Below are 17,604 nucleotides of genomic sequence, written 5' to 3'. Positions count from 1 at the left end.
GTCAAAGATAGCTGACGCGAGTCGACTCTGGGCTCGCATTGAGATCGCGGAGGCGGTTTCTTGGTACCCTGCGTGCCGCCCTCGAAGGCCTAGGAGGTGCGCAAGTGGCCTGCGCGATGCCGACGTGGCACCTTACGCGAGTCGGGCAGGCAGATCGCACCTGGCTCTAAGGCTGTGGGTCATGGCGCCACGCACAGGCTAGCCCAGCAGCCGCACCGGCGGCTCCGTTCGCGGCCGAGGAGATCGAATATGCGTTCGACGGCGTGGCTGCCGGAAATGTCGGCCGCCACTCGTAGACTTCGCCCATGACGAGCCGTTCCCTGACTTCGATTGAGATCTGCGCCGGTGCTGGTGGCCAGGCGCTAGGTCTGGAGCAGGCTGGCTTCGAGCACAAGCTTCTCTTGGAGTACTGGCGGCCCGCGTGCGAAATCCTGCGTGCGAATCAGCCTGACTGGCGAATCGAGCAGAGGGACGTCCGTGAGGTCGACTTCACCGAGTTCCGCGAGGCGGATATCGATCTAGTTGCCGGGGGCGTGCCCTGCACTCCGGCGTCAAAGGCGGGAAAGCAGCTCGGCGCGTCCGACAGCCGCAACCTCTGGCCAGACGCTCTCCGGATGGTGGAAGAGGTCCGACCTCGTGCAGCCATGTTCGAGAACGTCCGTGGACTCATGGATGACAAGTTCACAACCTGGCGTCAAGAGACGCTCGACCGGCTCGAAGAGCTCGGATACAAGGATGCGATCTGGAAGCTGGTCTATGCCGCGGACTTTGGCGTTCCGCAGCTTCGGCCGCGGTCTGTTCTCGTTGCCTTCAGGGATGCGGACGACCGTGATCGGTTTGTCTGGCCGGAGCCCCTGACTCCGGCCGAGGCACGCGTCACGGTTGGTGAAGCCCTCAAGGATCTGGTGTCGGCGAATGGCTGGCGCGGCGCGGAGCGCTGGGCAACCGAAGTCGCGAACACAATTGGTCCGACCCTTGTCGGTGGTTCTGAAAAGCATGGCGGCGCAGACCTCGGGCCAACTCGTGCTCGGGCGCAGTGGCTTCGATTGGGCATCGACGGGATCGGTCTCGCGGACCATGGCGTTGCCCCTCAGGAGGACTGGCCCGAGAACGCTCCATTTAAGCTGAATGTCCGCATGGCGGCGCGCGTCCAGGGGTTCCCCGACACGTGGAAGATCGATGAGGTCCTACGGAAGACCAATGCCTACAAGACCATGGGCAACGCGTTTCCTCCGCCTGTCGCCCGCGCCATGGGCCTGGCAATCCGTGACGCCCTTGTGCCCGACTGGGTGCGCCGAAACGAGCACGAAGCCAAAGAGGGCGCTGCCTGACCGATCAGTCCACTAGTCGTGAGACGTGAGACCCAGGCACGTTGGTCGAAATCGCGGGACGACACGATGTGATCGGTCGATGGGTGAAGGCCTTTCCGGGCGTCGACATGGAGCTCTCGAGGAACCGCTCCGCACCGAAGGAGACATTGGCGCTCTACCCGCTCCAATGCGGCTCTGACTCCACGTGCCCGGCTCCGGATCGCCCGTGTGGTCGTCGATCAGTGCTGCCACCGACTCGGGCTGCCAAGCGCTACGACGGCTCGTGGAGCACCGCGAGGAGTGGGCCGACGGCTATCGCGGGGAGGACCGGCCGGGACGGTTGGCCGCTCCTCGGTGCAATACCACCCATCGAACCGGACACCGGTGACGGCGGTGTGCAGAGTCGTTCACCTGCGGCGAAAGCGGCGCCTGAGGCCGGTCGAGATCGTCGACCGGCTCGGCATGGCGTCCTCGACCGTGCACGCGGTCCTGATCAGACGCAGGCTCAACCGGGGTCTCTCATGTCGACCGGGTGCGGATCCGTCGCTACGAGCACGAGAGGGCCGACGACCTGATCCACGTCAAGAAGCTCGGGCGCACCCCGGTGGCTGGCGCTAAGTCGGGAAACAGGGCGACAGGAACCGGTCAGCTACGACCATGCGTACCCGTGGACCGAGAAACCGCCCCTACAACCCGTTGATCGGCACCTGCTGGAGACGCTCTGCGACCTGCGGCCGTTCGTCCGGCGATACACGCAGGTAGGTCGCCCACGCAAGGTCGAGATCGGTGGCACCTCGCCGGCCACGTTTCATCCACCGGGCAAGCCTGCGTAGCTCGCCAGGGCTCAGATCAGTCGCGGCTGCGACCGCGTCGCTTGCGGACAGCGGGGCGGGAGGATCTCCCGCACGGCACCGCTTGCACTCTGTGACCAGGACCTGCATCGCTCGCCCGTCGTCTGAGGTCACTGTGCGACGGGAGACGGCAAGCACGGCCGTCTTGATTACGTCGTCGGGGTAGCACTCGCCGCCAGCAACGCCACAAAGCGTGCACATATAGCCGTCGCGAGCAAGGACGGCTTGGCGCTCCTTGGCGCTAATGGCCTTCTCTGGAGCGTTCTCTTGCCGGGCCTTCGGCTCCCAAACGGGTACGCCAGCGGTGACGAAACGCTGGTCCTCGCGCAGGAGCGTGGCGTCCTCGGCGCTCGAGTATACGACCCATCCGTAATCACGCAGATCGCGTATCCGGCGGTCCACCTGCGAGACTCCGGGGAACGCGTCGCGAAGCTGGTTCTTGGTGAACGTGTTGCCCTCGCCGACGACCTGCACAAGCCAGAGCGCTCCGCGGACCATCGTCCCACCGACCTTGGGGTCATCCCACGCAGGCAGTTCCACTTTCCCGATCCCCCCTCGTCTCCGGGTGACACCCTACCGATCCTCAGCGAACTGTCGGCCCCCTTTGCAAAGATACTCATGACCCGGATTTACATCGCATACGCAGAAGGAGCACCAATGGTCGGCTTTGGCATCCCTCCCAAGGGTGAGGAGATCCGTCAGATCATCAGCCAGCGGCTGAAGCAGGCGGTCTCGGAGAAGGGGGCGAAGGTCACTATCGACTGGCGCGGCGAGCAGCGGCACCTCTATGTGATCTCGATGCCGGTGGAAATGCTCTACTTCAATCCCGACACCCACCGGATCCGGGCGCAGCGGACTCTCGACCCCGATCGGAATCGGGCGATTGAGGACGACCCGTGGGGCCACGAGGCCCAGGCGTACCTTCACGACTTGCTCAAGCAGCGCCCGTCCAATCCGGACCAGATAGACCCCGACTTTTCCGCGCTGATGGATGAACTGGACGATTCCGGCCAGCGCGAGCCGGGCATCGTCAGCCCCCACGGGATCCTGGTGGACGGCAACACCCGCGCCGCTGCGCTCAAGGAGCTTGGCGTCACGAACATCAAGGTCGGAGTGCTGCCCGACGACACCTCGCGCCAGGACATCAACGATGTTGAGCTCTCCCTGCAGCTACGCAAGGACCGCAGGCGCGACTACTCGTACATCAACCGGCTCATCGCGATCGACGAGGAGCTCGCACGGGGGCGCTCGGAGACCGACGTCGCCAAGGACTTCAACATCAAGCCCGCGACCCTCCAGCGCGACAGGTGGGTCTATGACCAGATCCTCAAGGCGATCGAGCGGAGCTGCACCGAGGACGGCGCATCCCTACGGCTGATCGACTTCGAGCAGCACCAGGAGAAGCTCCGCGAGCTTCACCGTGACTACACCAAGCTCTCGGGCACCGACCCCGATGCTGCGAACCGGCTTCTGCAGTCCCGTCTGGCGATGGTGCTGCTCGACTACCCCAAGACCTCGCTGCGCCTAGCGGAGGACGACTTTTACACCCGCTATCTCGAAAGCCGCCTCCCCGAGGGTATGAAGCCCCAGGTTGCGGCCGCCGAGCCTATCTCCGTGGTCGGGATCCCGGGCGTAACGCTGCCCGCACAGAGCGACAGCTCGGCCGCCGCAGAGGCGCTGACGGACCGGCTGCTGCGCGCCAAGGCTGTGGCCGCCAGCGGCAGCGTCGGCACTCCCGAGGAGATCGCCCAGGCCGCGGCCGTCATGAAGGCGGCGCGGGAGACCTTCGATGTTGCGGTGAAGCTCGCTGGTCAGAATGCCGAGCTGGTCAAGCGCCAGACGCAGGTGCCGGAGCGGCTCACCGATGCGGCCGACTATGTGACCCAGTGTGCCAGCGAGTTCGCCGAGGCGAGGGCGAAGCGGGCGCTGGACGAGGAGGCTTTCGACGACGCTCTCATCGTGTTGCGCGAGAGCTTGGAGAGCTTGGCCCGACAGGCAGCACGCGCCTTCACGGCTCCCGGCGATGGCGTCGCCTGGCTGCTCGACGCGGTCCGGTCCAAGTGATGCTGCCGGATCCCAGTCTGTCCATCGGTCTCGCAACGGAAGTCACGCGAGCCCGCCTGCGTGTACGGGAGGGTCTCGAGGACGACCTGCGCCGTCTCGCGGTCGGCTTCCGAACAAGTATCCAGCGCTCGCCCGGCGTTGTCGAGGTCGAGATCGACGACCTCCTGACCAACCTCGCATCGCTCAGTGCCTGGTCGCACCAGGCTGAGGGCGACGTCGTCTGGGACGCTCATCTCCAGGCGCTGGTGGTCGATTCTCTCCAAGATGCGCAGGCCGTATCCGCGCGACTGCAATTGCCGGACTCGCCGCTCGCCGTAAGCGAGGAATCGGTGCCCAGTCTCCTCGGAGAGGACTGGACCGGCGGTCTGACCGCGTTCCAGCGCCGCGACATCGCCAAACTCCTCTCGCTCAGGCATGGTGCAAACTTCTCCGTCCCCGGTGCGGGGAAGACAAGGGTCGGCCTCGCCGTGTTCCAGGCCCTTCGGCAGCAGGAGGGCATTGAGCGGCTGCTCATCGTCGGCCCGAAGTCGTGTTATGACGCGTGGCAGAACGAGAACATCGCGTGCCTTGAACCCTCACTGTCGATGGAGGTTGCCAAGGGGACGCCCGCCGCCGCGGCGGACGCCATTATCGTCAACTACGAGCGCCTCGCCAGCATGCTGCCCGCGCTCGGCCGTTGGCTGAGCGAGCGGCCGTCCATGATCATCCTCGACGAGGCGCACCGGATGAAGCTGGGCGCGGACGGCACATACGGCGCGGCCTGCCTCGCGCTGGGTCCTCGCGCGGGCCGACGGCTGATCCTCACCGGCACGCCGGCACCGAATGGAGTCAGGGATCTGGAGAACCTGTTCGGCTTCGTCTGGCCCGGTACCGGCCGCCAGAGCGTCCTGCGCGCAGTCAACGGCGGAGATCTCGCTGCCGCCAGTCGCGCCCTTCGGCCCCTGTTCACCCGCACGACCAAGGGTGAACTCGGCCTCCCGCCGGTGGATGTCAACCTAAGACTGCTCCGGATGCCGCCTCTTCATGCCGAGATCTACGACGCCCTCGTCGGCCAGTTCTCAGCCCGTGCTGCCGGAGCCGAGGGTGACTTCCAGGCGCTCGGACGGATCATCGTGTACATGCTCATGGCTGCGACCAGCCCGGCGCTGGTGACTGTCGGCACCACCCGTTACGAGCCTCTGGCCTACCAGGTGGCGCCGCTGCAGGTGCCGCAGGGATCGTCGCTCTACGAGCTGATGCACGACCTACCGGCCTACGAGATGTCGCCCAAGTACCAGGAGGTCCTCGCGATCGTCCGGGAGAATGCGGCCCAGGGCCGGAAGACCTTGGTGTGGTCGACTTTCATCCGCAGCCTCAACACGCTGGAGCGGATCCTGGCCCAATTCGGCCCGGCAATGGTGCACGGAGGCACCCTTGATCGCGACGAGCAGATCCAGCGGTTCAGGACCGACCCCGGCTGCATGGTGCTGCTGTCAAACCCCGCGACCCTCGGGGAGGGGATCAGCCTGCACCACGCGTGCCATGACGCGGTCTACGTTGACCGCGATTTCGCAGCCGGCCGGTTCCTGCAAAGCCTCGACCGCATCCACCGCCTCGGCCTGCGGCAGGACGTGCGGACACGAGTCACCGTGCTCGCTTCAGAAGGGACGATCGACGAGGTCGTCGCCGCGCGCCTCGCAGCCAAACTCGACTTCATGGGCACGATCCTGGATGACCCGGCGGTTCAGCAGCTGGCCGACCTGGACGAGGAGCCGGCTGTCGGCGGTGGCCTGGACCGTGGCGACCTCCAGGCGCTGATGGGTCACCTGCATGCGGCTTCCTCCTGAACCCGTGCTGGTTGCCGCTAGGCGTTGGCTGGAGCTGCTTCCGGTCAGCGGTGGGGTCCCGCGCGCGCAGGCGCTGCTGACGACCCATACGCAATACAGCGACCTGACCCCGACCCAATACGCAACCGCGCTCTCGTGGCTTCGAGACCTGGACCTACTAGGAAGCATCGGCTCAGGGGTGCCAGCGGCGAACGTTGTCCTGGGGGCCATCTTCGAGAAGGCAGCACCACCTTGGGTTCAGGACGCTGACGATCTTGTGCGATCACCTGACGAACTGCCTATGGACATCGTGACTGCTGGCGAAGCGCTCGGTCTCGCTCCGTCTGCGGTCTACCAGCAGCTCATCTCCAGCTGGGGCAAGGTCGACACGGCTGCGCGCGAGCGAGTCGGTGCGGCGGGGGAGACGGCGCTCGTAGAGCTACTTCGCGAGAGGTCCGACGCCGTCGTCGAGCATGTGTCGACATGGTCCGACGGCTTCGGCTACGACGTCGCGTATTCAACGGGGACTGTTTCGGGGCATCTCGAGGTCAAGAGCACCACGCGCCTCGGGAGATTCACTGCATACCTGTCGCGTCATGAGTACGACGTCATGCTTCGCGACCCCGATTGGGTGCTCGTCACCGTCCGGTTGACCGCGGGGTTCGTTCTCGCTGGCGTGGGCTCTGTTCCCTCAGACTGGGTGGCTGCGAACGTGCCTCAAGACGTCGGCGTGTTCGGCACTTGGTCGGGCGTGAAGCTCGATATTCCGGCGGAGGTTATTTCGAGCGGGATTCCCCACCTCGGGGAGGAACTCGCGGCCGCGCTTCCTGGGTGGTGAGGTCGTCGTCACGAACGGTCACGGCTCTGCCGCCGCCGCTCTTCAACGACTGCGGTGGCGATCGCCGATGCGACTTCGGCGGGCTGTTCATGCTCCCAGAAACGAAGCACACGCCATCCTGCATCGGCGAGGTGGGCGGTGGTGTCGAGGTCGCGAGCCATGTTGGTCGCGATCTTCGCCGGCCAGTAGTCGACGTTGCGCCGAAAACTCTTCCTGCCGTGCTCCGCGCAACCGTGCCAGAAGCAACCATCAATGAAGACCGCGATGCGCTGTTTCGTGAAGACGATGTCGGCACGCCGACGCAGCCCTGCGACGGGGGCGGCTGCGACTCGGTACCTGAATCCCCGGGCGTGCAGAAGGCGCCGAACGGCGAGTTCGGGTTTGGTGTCGCGCGAGCGGTTCGCCTGCATGTTGCGCCGTCGGCCGGGGGACGATGCCCACGAGTTGCCCGCGTTCAGTTCCTGGCTCATTATGTCCATCTAACCCGGCTGGACTTCGATCCCAAGTCGGCTGAGCGCCGCAAGTGCGGTCGGTGAAACATCGGTAGAGTCGAGATCACCAGACGGCCTGGTCGTCTCTCCGACGACCAGGGCGCGCCAGTTGATCGTGTCATCCGGGAGCAGACCCGCATGGAGACGGTGGGCAATCTTGGTCGCAAGCAGGTTCGTCGCCAGGCCCCGGTTCTTTCCTGAGGCGTCCGCCCAGAGGACGCTCCAGCCGTCGATCTCGATTGCCTCGAGCGAACCCTCAATCGTGGCGGCGATCGTGCCGGCGACGTTCAGGCTCATTGGACGCAGAAGCGCTGTCTCCGAATGGGGATCGATCACGAGCGCGAGCACCGGCGAAGTCTTGTCATAGTCCACGCCGCCCCTTCTTGCCTGTGCGGCCCGCCGCATGGCGTCGCTGCAGGTCAGTCCAAGGTGAGACTGGAGCGGTTGAGAATCTCCGGCGAATTTTAACGGACTCCCTACTTCTGCCGGGGCCAACGCCTAGCATCCAAACGCGATTGGTGAACGGTTCCAACCTTCGGGTTGTCGGCGACGGGAGGAGGCACGGATGACTGCGGTTTCGGCAGGGCCTCGTGTGATGCTCGGGATTGCCGATGAGACGGGCGGGCCACTTGTCAGTGCCCCGTGGATCGGCGCGTTCGTCAGCCTCGGATCTCGTCTGCGCAGGTATGCGACCCAACTAGACGGGCGCCAGCTCGTCGTGGCGATCTCTGTCCCTCGTCGCGACTACGTCGCTGCGCTCGTGGGCAGTGGCTGGATGCTTTCGAGCCCCGCCCCTCAGCTGGCTGAGCCGATTGATGTCTTCCGTGCCGCTGACCGCACAACCTATCTTCGGGCTGTCACTGATCGGCTGATCATCACTGGCGCCTTCTCGTCGCTCGAGGAGAGCCGAAACGATCCGCGGGTTCTTACGGGCGGAAAACTGTTGCCGGTAGCGCGCTACCAGGCGGTGGCTCAGCTGGACGGGGTCGTTGACCGCGCGGTGGGTAACGTGCCGAATCCGGGGTACCTCGCTGAGTTAATGGGCGCTTCGAAGGACTGGGCGGCACGGCTTGCAGCTCCGTCGGCCGATATGGCACTCGTTGGGACTGCGAAGTGGCTCCACGAGGACCTCAACGCCGTCATCGGTGACGGGGCAGCCGACGGTGGACAGGGAACACCCATGAGCGCGTACGTGCTGCCCGACGACGACCGCGCGGCCACATGGTCCACGCCGGTGGTCCCGGCGTACCGAATCGGCGAGGGCTGGGAGCTTCCCGAGACGTGCCTGATGGCAGTCCTCGATCGCTTCGGCGCCATCAAGCTCCTGAACGACATCACGACGCCCCTGGTGCTGTGTATCGTCGATCGTTCGGTGGCGGATGAGTCGGCGGCAGAGACCATCATCGAGGCCCGCCACAACAACAGTCGACCGGTGTCGATCGTCGACGAGCTCCGGTGGCGTCCGCCCAGGACGGTTGAAGCCTTGGCCTTCACGGTGGCTGTATGAGCCGGATAGACGCCGTCGCACATCGCTACGAGGCTGCGGCCTCCCTCATGCAGCAGGGTGTCTCGATCTTTGCCGTTGGAGATCCTGCCGGGGCTCAGCTGAACGCCGCGATCCGCCGCACGCTGTTCGCGCTCGGAGATGAACGAAGCGAGGTCTGGAACGGCGTGCTCCAGGCCGCCAACGCGCTGCGATGGCGGCGTATGACTCAGCCGCAACCCAGCGAGTTCCAGACGAACCAGGCGCTGGTCGACGACATCGTTCGGCAGGCGAAGCGCCTCCGGAACCTCGTCAGCGATGGAGCGCTGCTTGATCTCATTGCGGACGCAGCGGTGGCCGTGGGTGCGACAGACTCGCCGACCGGGGCCGTCCTACTGGAATCGGTCCAGGAAGTCGGGCCGGACGGATGTGTTGTCGTCGCGAGCAAGGGATCTGCTCGCGCTGGCTTGGCTTCGTGGCTCGATGAAGTCGGCGCCACGGTCTTGATCCCGAGCGAACTCGATGCAGTCAGGTCAACGGTCGAAGTCAGCTACGTCATCGCTCCGCCGACCTTCATGCCTTCCTCCGTGGTAACAGCGCCAGTGACTCCCGAAGTCACGTTCGTGATGCCGGCTTGGTTCGGGAATCGCTCAGTGCCGTCATCCACGCTGGGCGTTCATGCTGAGGGGCAGATCGTTGTGAGGACCACCGTGCATCAGATCGGTGACACGGCTGAGCCTGAGAACGCAGTTGCTGAGGACGAGGACGTAACCGACGTCTACTTTCCCCAGCCGGATTGGGGCGCCCGTACGTCCGGCGACCGTGAGCCGACAAGTGATGAAGTCGAGGCTTGGAAGGTCCTTCTCGTCGGCGGCCAGGGCTTGTGGCTAGACGACGGCGATCGGATCCGTTCGCTGGACCCGAAACAGCCCGAGGGTGCCCGCGTTGGGTACGAAGCCGTGAAGAGCATCGTGCCTGGCACCTACCTCGTGCTGCGCGAGGGCGAGACGGAGCGCGGCGCCATGTACGACCAAGCTGTCATCGCACTGGGGGCGAGAGCGACTGGAATCCTCGCTACGCAGGCGCGATGGAAGGCTCGTCTCGAAGAACGACTGGCGCGTGTCGGTTCCCGTAGGGCGATTTCCGAGCTTGAACGTGTCGGGGTGCGTTCCTGTGGCCAAGTGCGGGCATGGGCAGATCCGCGCCTGATCTGTCCTCAGCGCGACGCTGACTTCGCGCTGCTCCTTGACTGGCTCGGTGAGCCGGCGCAGCCGACCTACGGCAACGCGATCACCCTTCGACGGGCCGTCTATAAGGCAAGTGCCGATCTCCGCAAGGAGCTCGAAGCGGCCGTTGGGCGTGCCGATCTGCGGGTCCTGGAGCGCGACGGGATTCTGCACTTGGACCTGCCGCGCGACGGCTTCCGCGGCATGATCGTTGTCCGGGTCCTCGCGAAGGCGCCATTCACCGAAATCGTCAGCAGGCATCAAGTTCGTGTGCCGTTCACGGAAGGGAGCGCCCAGTGGCTCGACTGATTCCGCCGCTCTTTCCGGAAGGGGCAGCGCCGGGGGAGAAATCGGTCTATCGGAGGCTCGCAGAGGACCCGACGACCGACGACTGGATCGTTCTCCACTCGCTCAACATCGCCGAACATGTCCGCAACCTGGAGGGCGAAGCAGACTTCGTTGTCATTGCGCCAGCTCTCGGAATCCTGGTGATCGAGGTGAAATCGCACGAGCACTTCTCCTTCGACGACGGCGTATGGCGGCTGGGCAACCAGGCCCCGACCACGCGGGGTCCGTTCAAGCAGGCTGCAGAAGCGATGCACTCGATTCGGAAAGAACTATTGAAGAAGAAGATCGATCTCAGGTCGATTCCGACTCTGAGCGCCGCATGGTTCACAGCGACTCGTGCACGAACGATGCTCAGGCCCACGAACGAGTGGTTCGACTGGCAGGTGCTTGACTCAGAGGACCTAAAGAACGATCCGATTGGCGCCATCCGTCGCACCTTCGCTGGTGGGGTCGCCAACCTCGACGCCACCTTCAACGGCTTCTCCTACGGAGGTGTCGGGCCAGACCAAGCAACGGCAAAGCAGATCGCAATGCTGCTCCGGCCGAACTTCGAGTTCGGCATCGTGGCCGGAGACGTGCGATCGGCACGGGAGCACCAGCTCGTGCGTTTCGTCGAGGAGCAGTTCGCCGCGCTTGACGCCATGGCGGACAACCGGAGTGTGCTGTTTACGGGCCCGGCTGGGTCGGGGAAGACACTCCTAGCCATGGAGATCGCACGCCGGGAGTTGGCCCAAGGTAACCGCGGTCGCCTGCTGTGCTTCAACAGGCTCCTCGGCCGGCGGCTCGCATCCGATATGCCCAGGGATCCCGGGCTGGCGGTCGGCACGTTCCATAGCCAACTCCTCGCGCTGACTGGACTAGCAGCACCGGAAGGAGCCAGTACGACGTTCTGGGAGTCGGAACTCCCAGAACGTGCGATGGAGGTACTTCTCGACGCCGGAGACGGCCTCGCCGACTTCCTGATCGTCGATGAGATTCAAGACCTGCTCACCGAGCCGTACCTCGACGTGCTGGACCTGATGGTTCACGGTGGCTTGGCCGGCGGGCGGGTGCTGATGTTTGGGGACTTCGAACGCCAAGCGATCTATGACCATGGGCGTGGACGCGAGCTCCTGAAGGAGCGGATGCCCTACCTGCCCTCGCACCGGCTCACCATGAACTGCCGCAACCTTCCGCGGATCGGGTTCAGCGTCAACTTGTTCAGCGGTCTGACGCCGGGCTATCAGAAGTTCCGTCGTGACGACGATGGCACGAACCCAAGTTGGTTGAAGTACACCCGCGGAGACGACCAGTCCCGGCACCTGCGGGACGCCGTTGAATCGCTGCGCGAAGAGAGCTTCGACCTATCCGAGATCGTCGTCCTCAGCCCGCTTGGGGCGGGTTCGACTGCTGCAAGCACGGGCGACCCGTGGCTGAAGAGCGTCCTTGTCCCCGCAGACGCAGGTGCGCCCAGCAAGGGCAAGATCCGCTTCTCGTCCATCCAAGGCTTCAAGGGTCTAGAGGCGCCCGCGGTGATCGTGACGGACCTCGACCGAAGCAAGGTTCCGAACTTTGAGTCGGTCCTTTATGTCGGGCTGACACGCGCAACAGATCGTCTTTACGGTGTCATCGAAGAGGGCACTGCTCTAGCGGGAGTGACGGGGAAGCTGTGACTGGCGTAGAAGCACGCAAGGTTGTCGAGGACGCGGTCCGACGCGAGTTGTTCGGCCCCGCGGAAGGCGAGAAGCCGGGGCCAACGAGCAAGCCACTGGATTGCACCGGTCCGAGTTTCGCCTTCGAGACCAAGGACGAAGCCACCGGCCAGTTCCATGATCGTGACACTCTCGAAGAGGTCCTTACGAGGACGGATCCGCTGCGGCGATACGGCATCGGTGTGCTTTACAGCGGCGGCGCCCCGACAGGCGGTGTCGTTATTGCTGGCCTGGCCGAGAACGAGGTCAATCCTGATCAGCCGCCGACGGAGGTACGCGGGTCGCGCCGCCAGGACGTGGCCGACTCGGATGACTTCGACCTATCCGATGCTAACCGCCGGAAGCCGTCCGCGATGGCGATCTCCTTCAAGGTGCGGGTGGTCAACGGGTCGGCTCTCAACATTCGAATCAGAGCTGCGCACTACGACAAGGTCAAGATCACCGCCCCGGGGATACCGGAATCGAACTGGTGGGTACGGCGCCCATTCATCATTGACGCCGTGGCGCCCGCTGAGGTGTTGCGTGGCCGTGGCTCGCCGCTGGCGACCACCCCTGTCGACCAGGAGTCGAAGCTCCCGCCGAGGATCTCGCCGAGTGTGGCGGTGTACTGCCGTCCTGTTCCCCGTGAGTCTGATCCCGATCTCCGCCTCGTGACTCTCGCGGTCGTCAACGACGCAGTCGGCTCTGGGGCGGACGCCGCCTTTTTCCAGGTTGCGTTCACGGCTACCGCCGCTGGTGGCTTGCACATCGAGCCCTATCCGGATGTGGAGCAGCCAGACAGCGACGAGGAGGAAGACTCCATCGCGCTGCTGTACCGACACCGCCGGACGTTTGCGATAGGTCATGGCTGCGCGGCCACCTGGGATGACCCGACGGGCGAGGGCGGCGATCAAACCGTGCCCGCGGTATCGGCTGATTCGCTGCCGGCATACGAAGTCACGAGCCTGACGCCTGATGTGTTCGAGGAGCATCCGGACGGATCGCGGACCCCCGTCAGCGTCAGCATGCAGGAACTGGCCGACGTCAGCGCCGCTGGTCACGCGCAGGTCGACAAAGTGCTCGAGCTGTACCGCCAGTGGATCGACGACCGAGACGCCTCGATCGCGGACCTGCCGACTGAGCGCTACCGCCGCGCTGCGCGGGAGCATATGAAGGCTTGTCGTGAGGCCCTTGGGCGCATGCAGGAGGGCTGGCGCCTCGTCCAAAGCGATTCCATAGCCGCTCGCGCGTTCCAGCTAGCGAATTTCGCGATGCTCTACCAGCAGGTCCGGTCGCGGCTTGAAGTGCGCGACGTGGTCAAGGACGCCCAAGGCGTGTATCGACCCCAGGGCGCGCACCCCGAGGTGACGCCGGACGAGAGGAGTGGCCGGTGGCGCGCATTCCAGATCGCGTTCATCTTGGCCAGCGTTCCTGAGCTAGTCGACCCGAGGCACCAGAACCGGACCCTCGTCGATCTGATCTTCTTCCCCACTGGTGGTGGCAAGACTGAGGCCTACTTGGGCGCCTCGGCGATCTCGCTCATCGCCCGGCGGCTTCGCGATAAGGAGGACGCCGGCACTGACACCCTGATGCGCTACACCCTCCGGCTGCTCACCGCCCAGCAGTTCTTGCGCGCTTCGTCATTGATCTGTGTCCTGGAGGATGTTCGCTCTGAGTTCGAGGAGGAGCTGGGAACGGCGCCATTCGGCATCGGCGTTTGGCTAGGCAACGACTCGACCCCCAACACCTGGGGGAGCGCTGAGCGAGCACTCAGCGAGCTTCGTCGGGACTACCGCGCATCGAACAAGTTCCTCTTGCTCAAATGCCCTTGGTGCGGCACGCGCATGGGCCCAGTCAAGAAGGCCCGAGGTCAGGACACCCCCGGGTACGTATGGGCTGGCGGTCGCTTCCTATTCCGATGTGTTGACGACCTTTGCCGGTTCAACGGACGTGACGGGCTGCCGGTACATGTCGTCGATGAGGACATCTACGATTGCCAGCCGTCGATCCTGATCGGAACGGTCGACAAGTTCGCGACGATGGCATGGCAGCCGAACGCCCGTCGGATGTTCGGGCTTGGTGATTCGGGCGAGCGTGTCTACTCACCGCCGGGCCTGATCATCCAAGACGAGCTGCACCTGATCTCCGGTCCGCTCGGCTCGATGGTCGGTCTCTATGAACCTGTCATCGACGACCTCACGACGGACCGGCGTGGCGAATCAGCGATCCCCCCAAAGATCATCGCCTCGACCGCAACCGTCCGACGGTACAAGGAGCAGATCAAAGGCCTGTTCGGCCGGGAGGAAGTCAGGCTCTTCCCGCCGCACGGACTGGAGGAGGGCCATTCGTTCTTCGCCGAGCCCGCGCGCGATGCCGACGGCAAGCTTGCTCCGGGGCGGCGCTACCTGGGCATCATGAGTCCTTCGCTCGGATCCATCCAGACGGTGCAGGCGCGAGTTGCGGCGGCGACGCTGCAGGCGGCGCCCAGCATCCCGAACCCGGAGGATCGGGACGGCTACTGGACCAACCTCAACTTCCTCAACAGCCTACGAGAGCTCGGCAATACCTTGTCGTTGCTGGATTCCGACGTGCCCGACTACCTCGTCGGTTTGAAGCGCAGGGATGGCATCTCGCCCCGCTACCCGCGAAATAACATGGAGCTCACATCGCGCCGGCGAAGTGATGAGATCCCGAAGGCGATCGAAGAACTTGAGCTTCGCCTCCCACACCCGGACTGCGCAGACGGCGCCAAGTGCGTTGACAAGCCCGTGTGCCCCGCGAACGCGAAGTGCGTCGATGTTTGCCTCGCATCAAACATCATCGAGGTTGGGGTAGACATTGACCGCCTCGGCTTGATGACGATCGTCGGCCAGCCGAAGACGACGGCGCAGTACATCCAAGTAAGCGGCCGAGTCGGCCGAAACGCGAAGACCCCCGGCTTGGTCATCACCATCTACGGCGCCGCCAAGCCACGCGACCGCAGCCACTACGAACGGTTCCGGACCTACCATCAGCAGTTGTACGCGCAGGTTGAACCGACCTCCGTTACGCCGTTTGCGGAGCCAGTCCTGAAGCGAGCGCTACACGCCGCTGCCATCTCCCGCATGCGGCAGGTTTCGCCCGAGCTCGAGCCGAGTCCATTCCCGAAACCCGAATTTGATGCGGCGGTAGCACTCCTCCGGGCGAGGGCCGAGCTGGTCGACAGCGACGAACTCGGAGTGTTCGATCACTGGGTCAAGGAGCGCACGAGACAGTGGGAGACAGGGGAGCGGACGGCGTGGGCTGCAACCACCTCCTTCAAGGGCGATCCGAAGCAAGGCCTCATGCGGCCAGCGGGTGATCTGGCGGACCCTGACAACAAGAACGTCACGTGGGAGACGCCGATGAGCATGCGCAGCGTCGACGCCGAATGCCGGCTCGAGGTCACGCTCGACTATGTCAACGCGGACCTGGAAGAGCAGGAGGGCAAGGCATGACCCACGGAAGCATGCGGCGCGCACAACTGGTCACACCCTTCGGTGTCGGGGCGATGAGTGTGTTGGTCGATGGCACGTCGGTCATTACCGCAGGCCTTGATCACTGGTTCCCCCGGAACAATTCAGCGCTCGCGTTGGAGGACTTCCGTGTGCACGACTGGCGTCTTGAAGCCCGCCTGAACGTCAAAGAGTTCCGGCTGCCGCCGGATTGGCGGACTCCCTTCGGTGATGATCACCGAAACGAGCGCCTCGCCGTGCCCGCGCTCCGCTTCCCCGGGTACGCGTTCTGTATGTACTGCAAGCGCCTGAAGAAGGTTCCACTTAGTTTCCAGGACGCCGTTCGCTGTCCGGACCCTGAGCACGAGCGGCGCAACGGTCAAGGCCCAAAGATGTCGCAGGTTCCTTTCGTTGCGATCTGCCGCAAGGGACACATCGACGACTTCCCGTTCCGAGAGTGGGTCCATCGTTCGAACAAGCCGACCTGCAACGGCACGCTCCGGCTGGTGTCAACGGGCGCGGGGGGTCTCGAGGGCCAGGTCGTGCGATGCGGCTTCGACGCGAAGGGCAAGCATGACCCGAAAAAAGGCTGCGGGGCGACGCGGACTCTGATGGGCATCACTACCGCCGGTAGGCGGGATGAAGGCGGCGAAGAGAGTACGGTGCTGAGCCAGGATCTGCAGCGCGGTGCAGATCCATATCTCTGCACGGGCGCACGTCCTTGGCTCCACGAGACAGACGGTCCCTGCGATGCGCCCGTGCAGGGTGCCCTACGGGCCGGCGGGAATGTGTACTTCCCGGTGGTTGAGTCCTCGATCTTCTTGCCGAATAAGGTTGGCGCCGTCAGCGGCGCGATGCGGGATCTGCTCGGTCGACCAGACGTCGACTCGGCTCTCAGCACCGTGCACTCGTTCGTAGGCGCATCCGCGACTGCGGAGGTGCTCCGAAAGCACATCCCGGGCGAGCTCTTCGACGACTATCCAGACGAAGAACTGCTGGAGGCTTACCGAGACCGCTACGGCTACGGCGAGTCAAGCGAGGACGGCGATGCGCAGGATGGAGGTGACCTCGATGTCTGGCGATACCCGGAGTTCAAGATGCTGCGCCAGACCCCGCAGGACGAAGAACTCCGCGCATCCGATCCCGGGGTACATGCGGCGATCGCCAAACACATCGAGCGCGTGCGGAGCGTCACCGTGCTTCGGGAGACGCGCGTCTTGCGCGGGTTCTCCCGCGGCCGAGACAGCGACTTGAAAGTTGCGGAGGGCAAGGCGCTTCTACGCCGTCGGCCGCTGCCGCCTGAGCACGATTGGCTACCTGCTTACGTCGTGAAGGGCGAGGGCCTCTACTTTGAGCTTGACCCAGAGCGGCTCGCTGCGTGGGAAGCGCGGGCTGAGGTCCAGGCTCGCGCGGACAAGATCGCGAACCGATACGGTCAGGTAATCACGGATCGTGGTGGGCGGCCGCGCGATATCTCACCGCGCATGATCATGCTGCACACCTTCGCCCACCTCGTGATCAATGAGCTCGTGTTCACGTGTGGGTACAGCTCGGCCTCCCTCCGTGAACGCCTCTATGTTTCTCGCGGCGATGGCCATGACATGGCTGGTCTCCTTATCTACACCGCTGCGGGTGACTCGGAGGGCACCATGGGTGGGCTGGTCCGCATGTCCCGCCCGAACCGCCTCCAGCCGGTATTCGCGGCAGCCTTGGGTGATGCTCACTGGTGCTCCACGGACCCGGTATGCATGGCCGCTGGGGAGAGAGGCCAGGGGCCGGACTCGTGCAACATGGCGGCATGTCATGGATGCGCTCTGTTGCCCGAAACGAGTTGCGAGGAGTTCAATCGGTTCCTGGACCGCGGGCTGGTGATCGGGACGTTTGAGGACCCGACGCTGGGCTTCTTCTCTGATCTCGGGAGCTAGACCAGCACTTGGTCCGCCTTCCAGCCTGACGTTGGTTGCCCTAGCCGTGCTAGCGCCTCCAAGGAGCCTTTGCACTCGTTTGCGGCCGCCGATGCCTGCTGACCGGAGGGCTCGGATTGG

12 protein-coding genes are annotated in these 17,604 nt (G+C 64.6%); 9 read left to right on the top strand and 3 right to left on the bottom strand.

What is annotated here, in order from left to right; genetic code table 11:
• The first annotated feature begins 305 nt into the window (after positions 1-305).
• Complete coding sequence (locus tag HOQ23_RS00430; RefSeq protein ID WP_172210807.1) at positions 306-1,331, top strand: DNA cytosine methyltransferase; 1,026 nt, start codon at positions 306-308, stop codon at positions 1,329-1,331.
• Positions 1,332-1,996: 665 nt separating this feature from the next.
• Here HOQ23_RS00430 and HOQ23_RS00425 read toward each other — a convergent pair.
• Positions 1,997-2,701, bottom strand: a complete 705-nt coding sequence (locus HOQ23_RS00425) for a hypothetical protein (RefSeq protein WP_216653429.1) — start codon at positions 2,699-2,701, stop codon at positions 1,997-1,999.
• Between the two features lie 78 nt (positions 2,702-2,779).
• Between HOQ23_RS00425 and HOQ23_RS00420 the strand changes: the two genes are divergently transcribed.
• The 3 genes from HOQ23_RS00420 to HOQ23_RS00410 all read left to right on the top strand — a co-directional run bounded on the left by HOQ23_RS00420 (position 2,780) and on the right by HOQ23_RS00410 (position 6,868).
• On the top strand, positions 2,780-4,225 hold the full coding sequence (locus tag HOQ23_RS00420; protein ID WP_216653428.1) for a ParB N-terminal domain-containing protein: 1,446 nt from the start codon (positions 2,780-2,782) through the stop codon (positions 4,223-4,225).
• Positions 4,225-6,051 carry a DEAD/DEAH box helicase gene (locus tag HOQ23_RS00415; protein ID WP_172210805.1) on the top strand — a complete coding sequence of 609 codons (1,827 nt, stop codon included), beginning with the start codon at positions 4,225-4,227 and terminating at the stop codon, positions 6,049-6,051. The genes HOQ23_RS00420 and HOQ23_RS00415 overlap by 1 nt, the downstream gene beginning before the upstream one ends.
• A 280-nt stretch (positions 6,052-6,331) precedes the next feature.
• Entirely contained in the window at positions 6,332-6,868 is a 537-nt protein-coding gene (locus HOQ23_RS00410) for a DUF3883 domain-containing protein (RefSeq protein ID WP_172210803.1), read from the top strand.
• Positions 6,869-6,876: 8 nt separating this feature from the next.
• On the opposite strand, the gene HOQ23_RS00405 is transcribed toward HOQ23_RS00410, so the two are convergent.
• Both HOQ23_RS00405 and HOQ23_RS00400 read right to left on the bottom strand, forming a co-directional pair.
• A complete protein-coding gene (locus HOQ23_RS00405; RefSeq protein ID WP_172210801.1) occupies positions 6,877-7,338 on the bottom strand; it encodes a very short patch repair endonuclease in 462 nt (153 codons plus the stop codon).
• Between the two features lie 9 nt (positions 7,339-7,347).
• Positions 7,348-7,731 carry a hypothetical protein gene (locus HOQ23_RS00400; protein ID WP_172210799.1) on the bottom strand — a complete coding sequence of 128 codons (384 nt, stop codon included), beginning with the start codon at positions 7,729-7,731 and terminating at the stop codon, positions 7,348-7,350.
• Between the two features lie 193 nt (positions 7,732-7,924).
• Between HOQ23_RS00400 and HOQ23_RS00395 the strand changes: the two genes are divergently transcribed.
• Genes HOQ23_RS00395 through drmB form a run of 5 tightly spaced genes read left to right on the top strand, consistent with a single transcriptional unit; the run spans position 7,925 to position 17,484 of the window.
• Positions 7,925-8,866: a hypothetical protein gene (locus tag HOQ23_RS00395; protein WP_216653427.1), complete on the top strand. Its 942-nt coding sequence runs from the start codon at positions 7,925-7,927 to the stop codon at positions 8,864-8,866.
• Entirely contained in the window at positions 8,863-10,377 is a 1,515-nt protein-coding gene (locus HOQ23_RS00390; protein ID WP_172210797.1) for a hypothetical protein, read from the top strand. The genes HOQ23_RS00395 and HOQ23_RS00390 overlap by 4 nt, the downstream gene beginning before the upstream one ends.
• Entirely contained in the window at positions 10,365-12,068 is a 1,704-nt protein-coding gene (locus HOQ23_RS00385) for an NERD domain-containing protein (protein ID WP_172210795.1), read from the top strand. The genes HOQ23_RS00390 and HOQ23_RS00385 overlap by 13 nt, the downstream gene beginning before the upstream one ends.
• Positions 12,065-15,562, top strand: coding sequence for a helicase-related protein (locus tag HOQ23_RS21385; RefSeq protein WP_172210793.1), 3,498 nt, complete (start codon positions 12,065-12,067; stop codon positions 15,560-15,562). Before HOQ23_RS00385 ends, HOQ23_RS21385 begins: the two co-directional genes overlap by 4 nt.
• A complete protein-coding gene (gene drmB, locus HOQ23_RS00375) occupies positions 15,559-17,484 on the top strand; it encodes a DUF1998 domain-containing protein (protein WP_216653426.1) in 1,926 nt (641 codons plus the stop codon). The genes HOQ23_RS21385 and drmB overlap by 4 nt, the downstream gene beginning before the upstream one ends.
• The last annotated feature ends 120 nt before the right edge of the window (positions 17,485-17,604 follow it).

The sequence above is a fragment of the Nocardioides sp. zg-DK7169 genome (assembly GCF_013155365.1).
Lineage (GTDB): Bacteria > Actinomycetota > Actinomycetes > Propionibacteriales > Nocardioidaceae > Nocardioides.
Note: the sequence above shows the minus strand (reverse complement) of the source record. Positions and strands in the feature narration are given on the sequence as shown.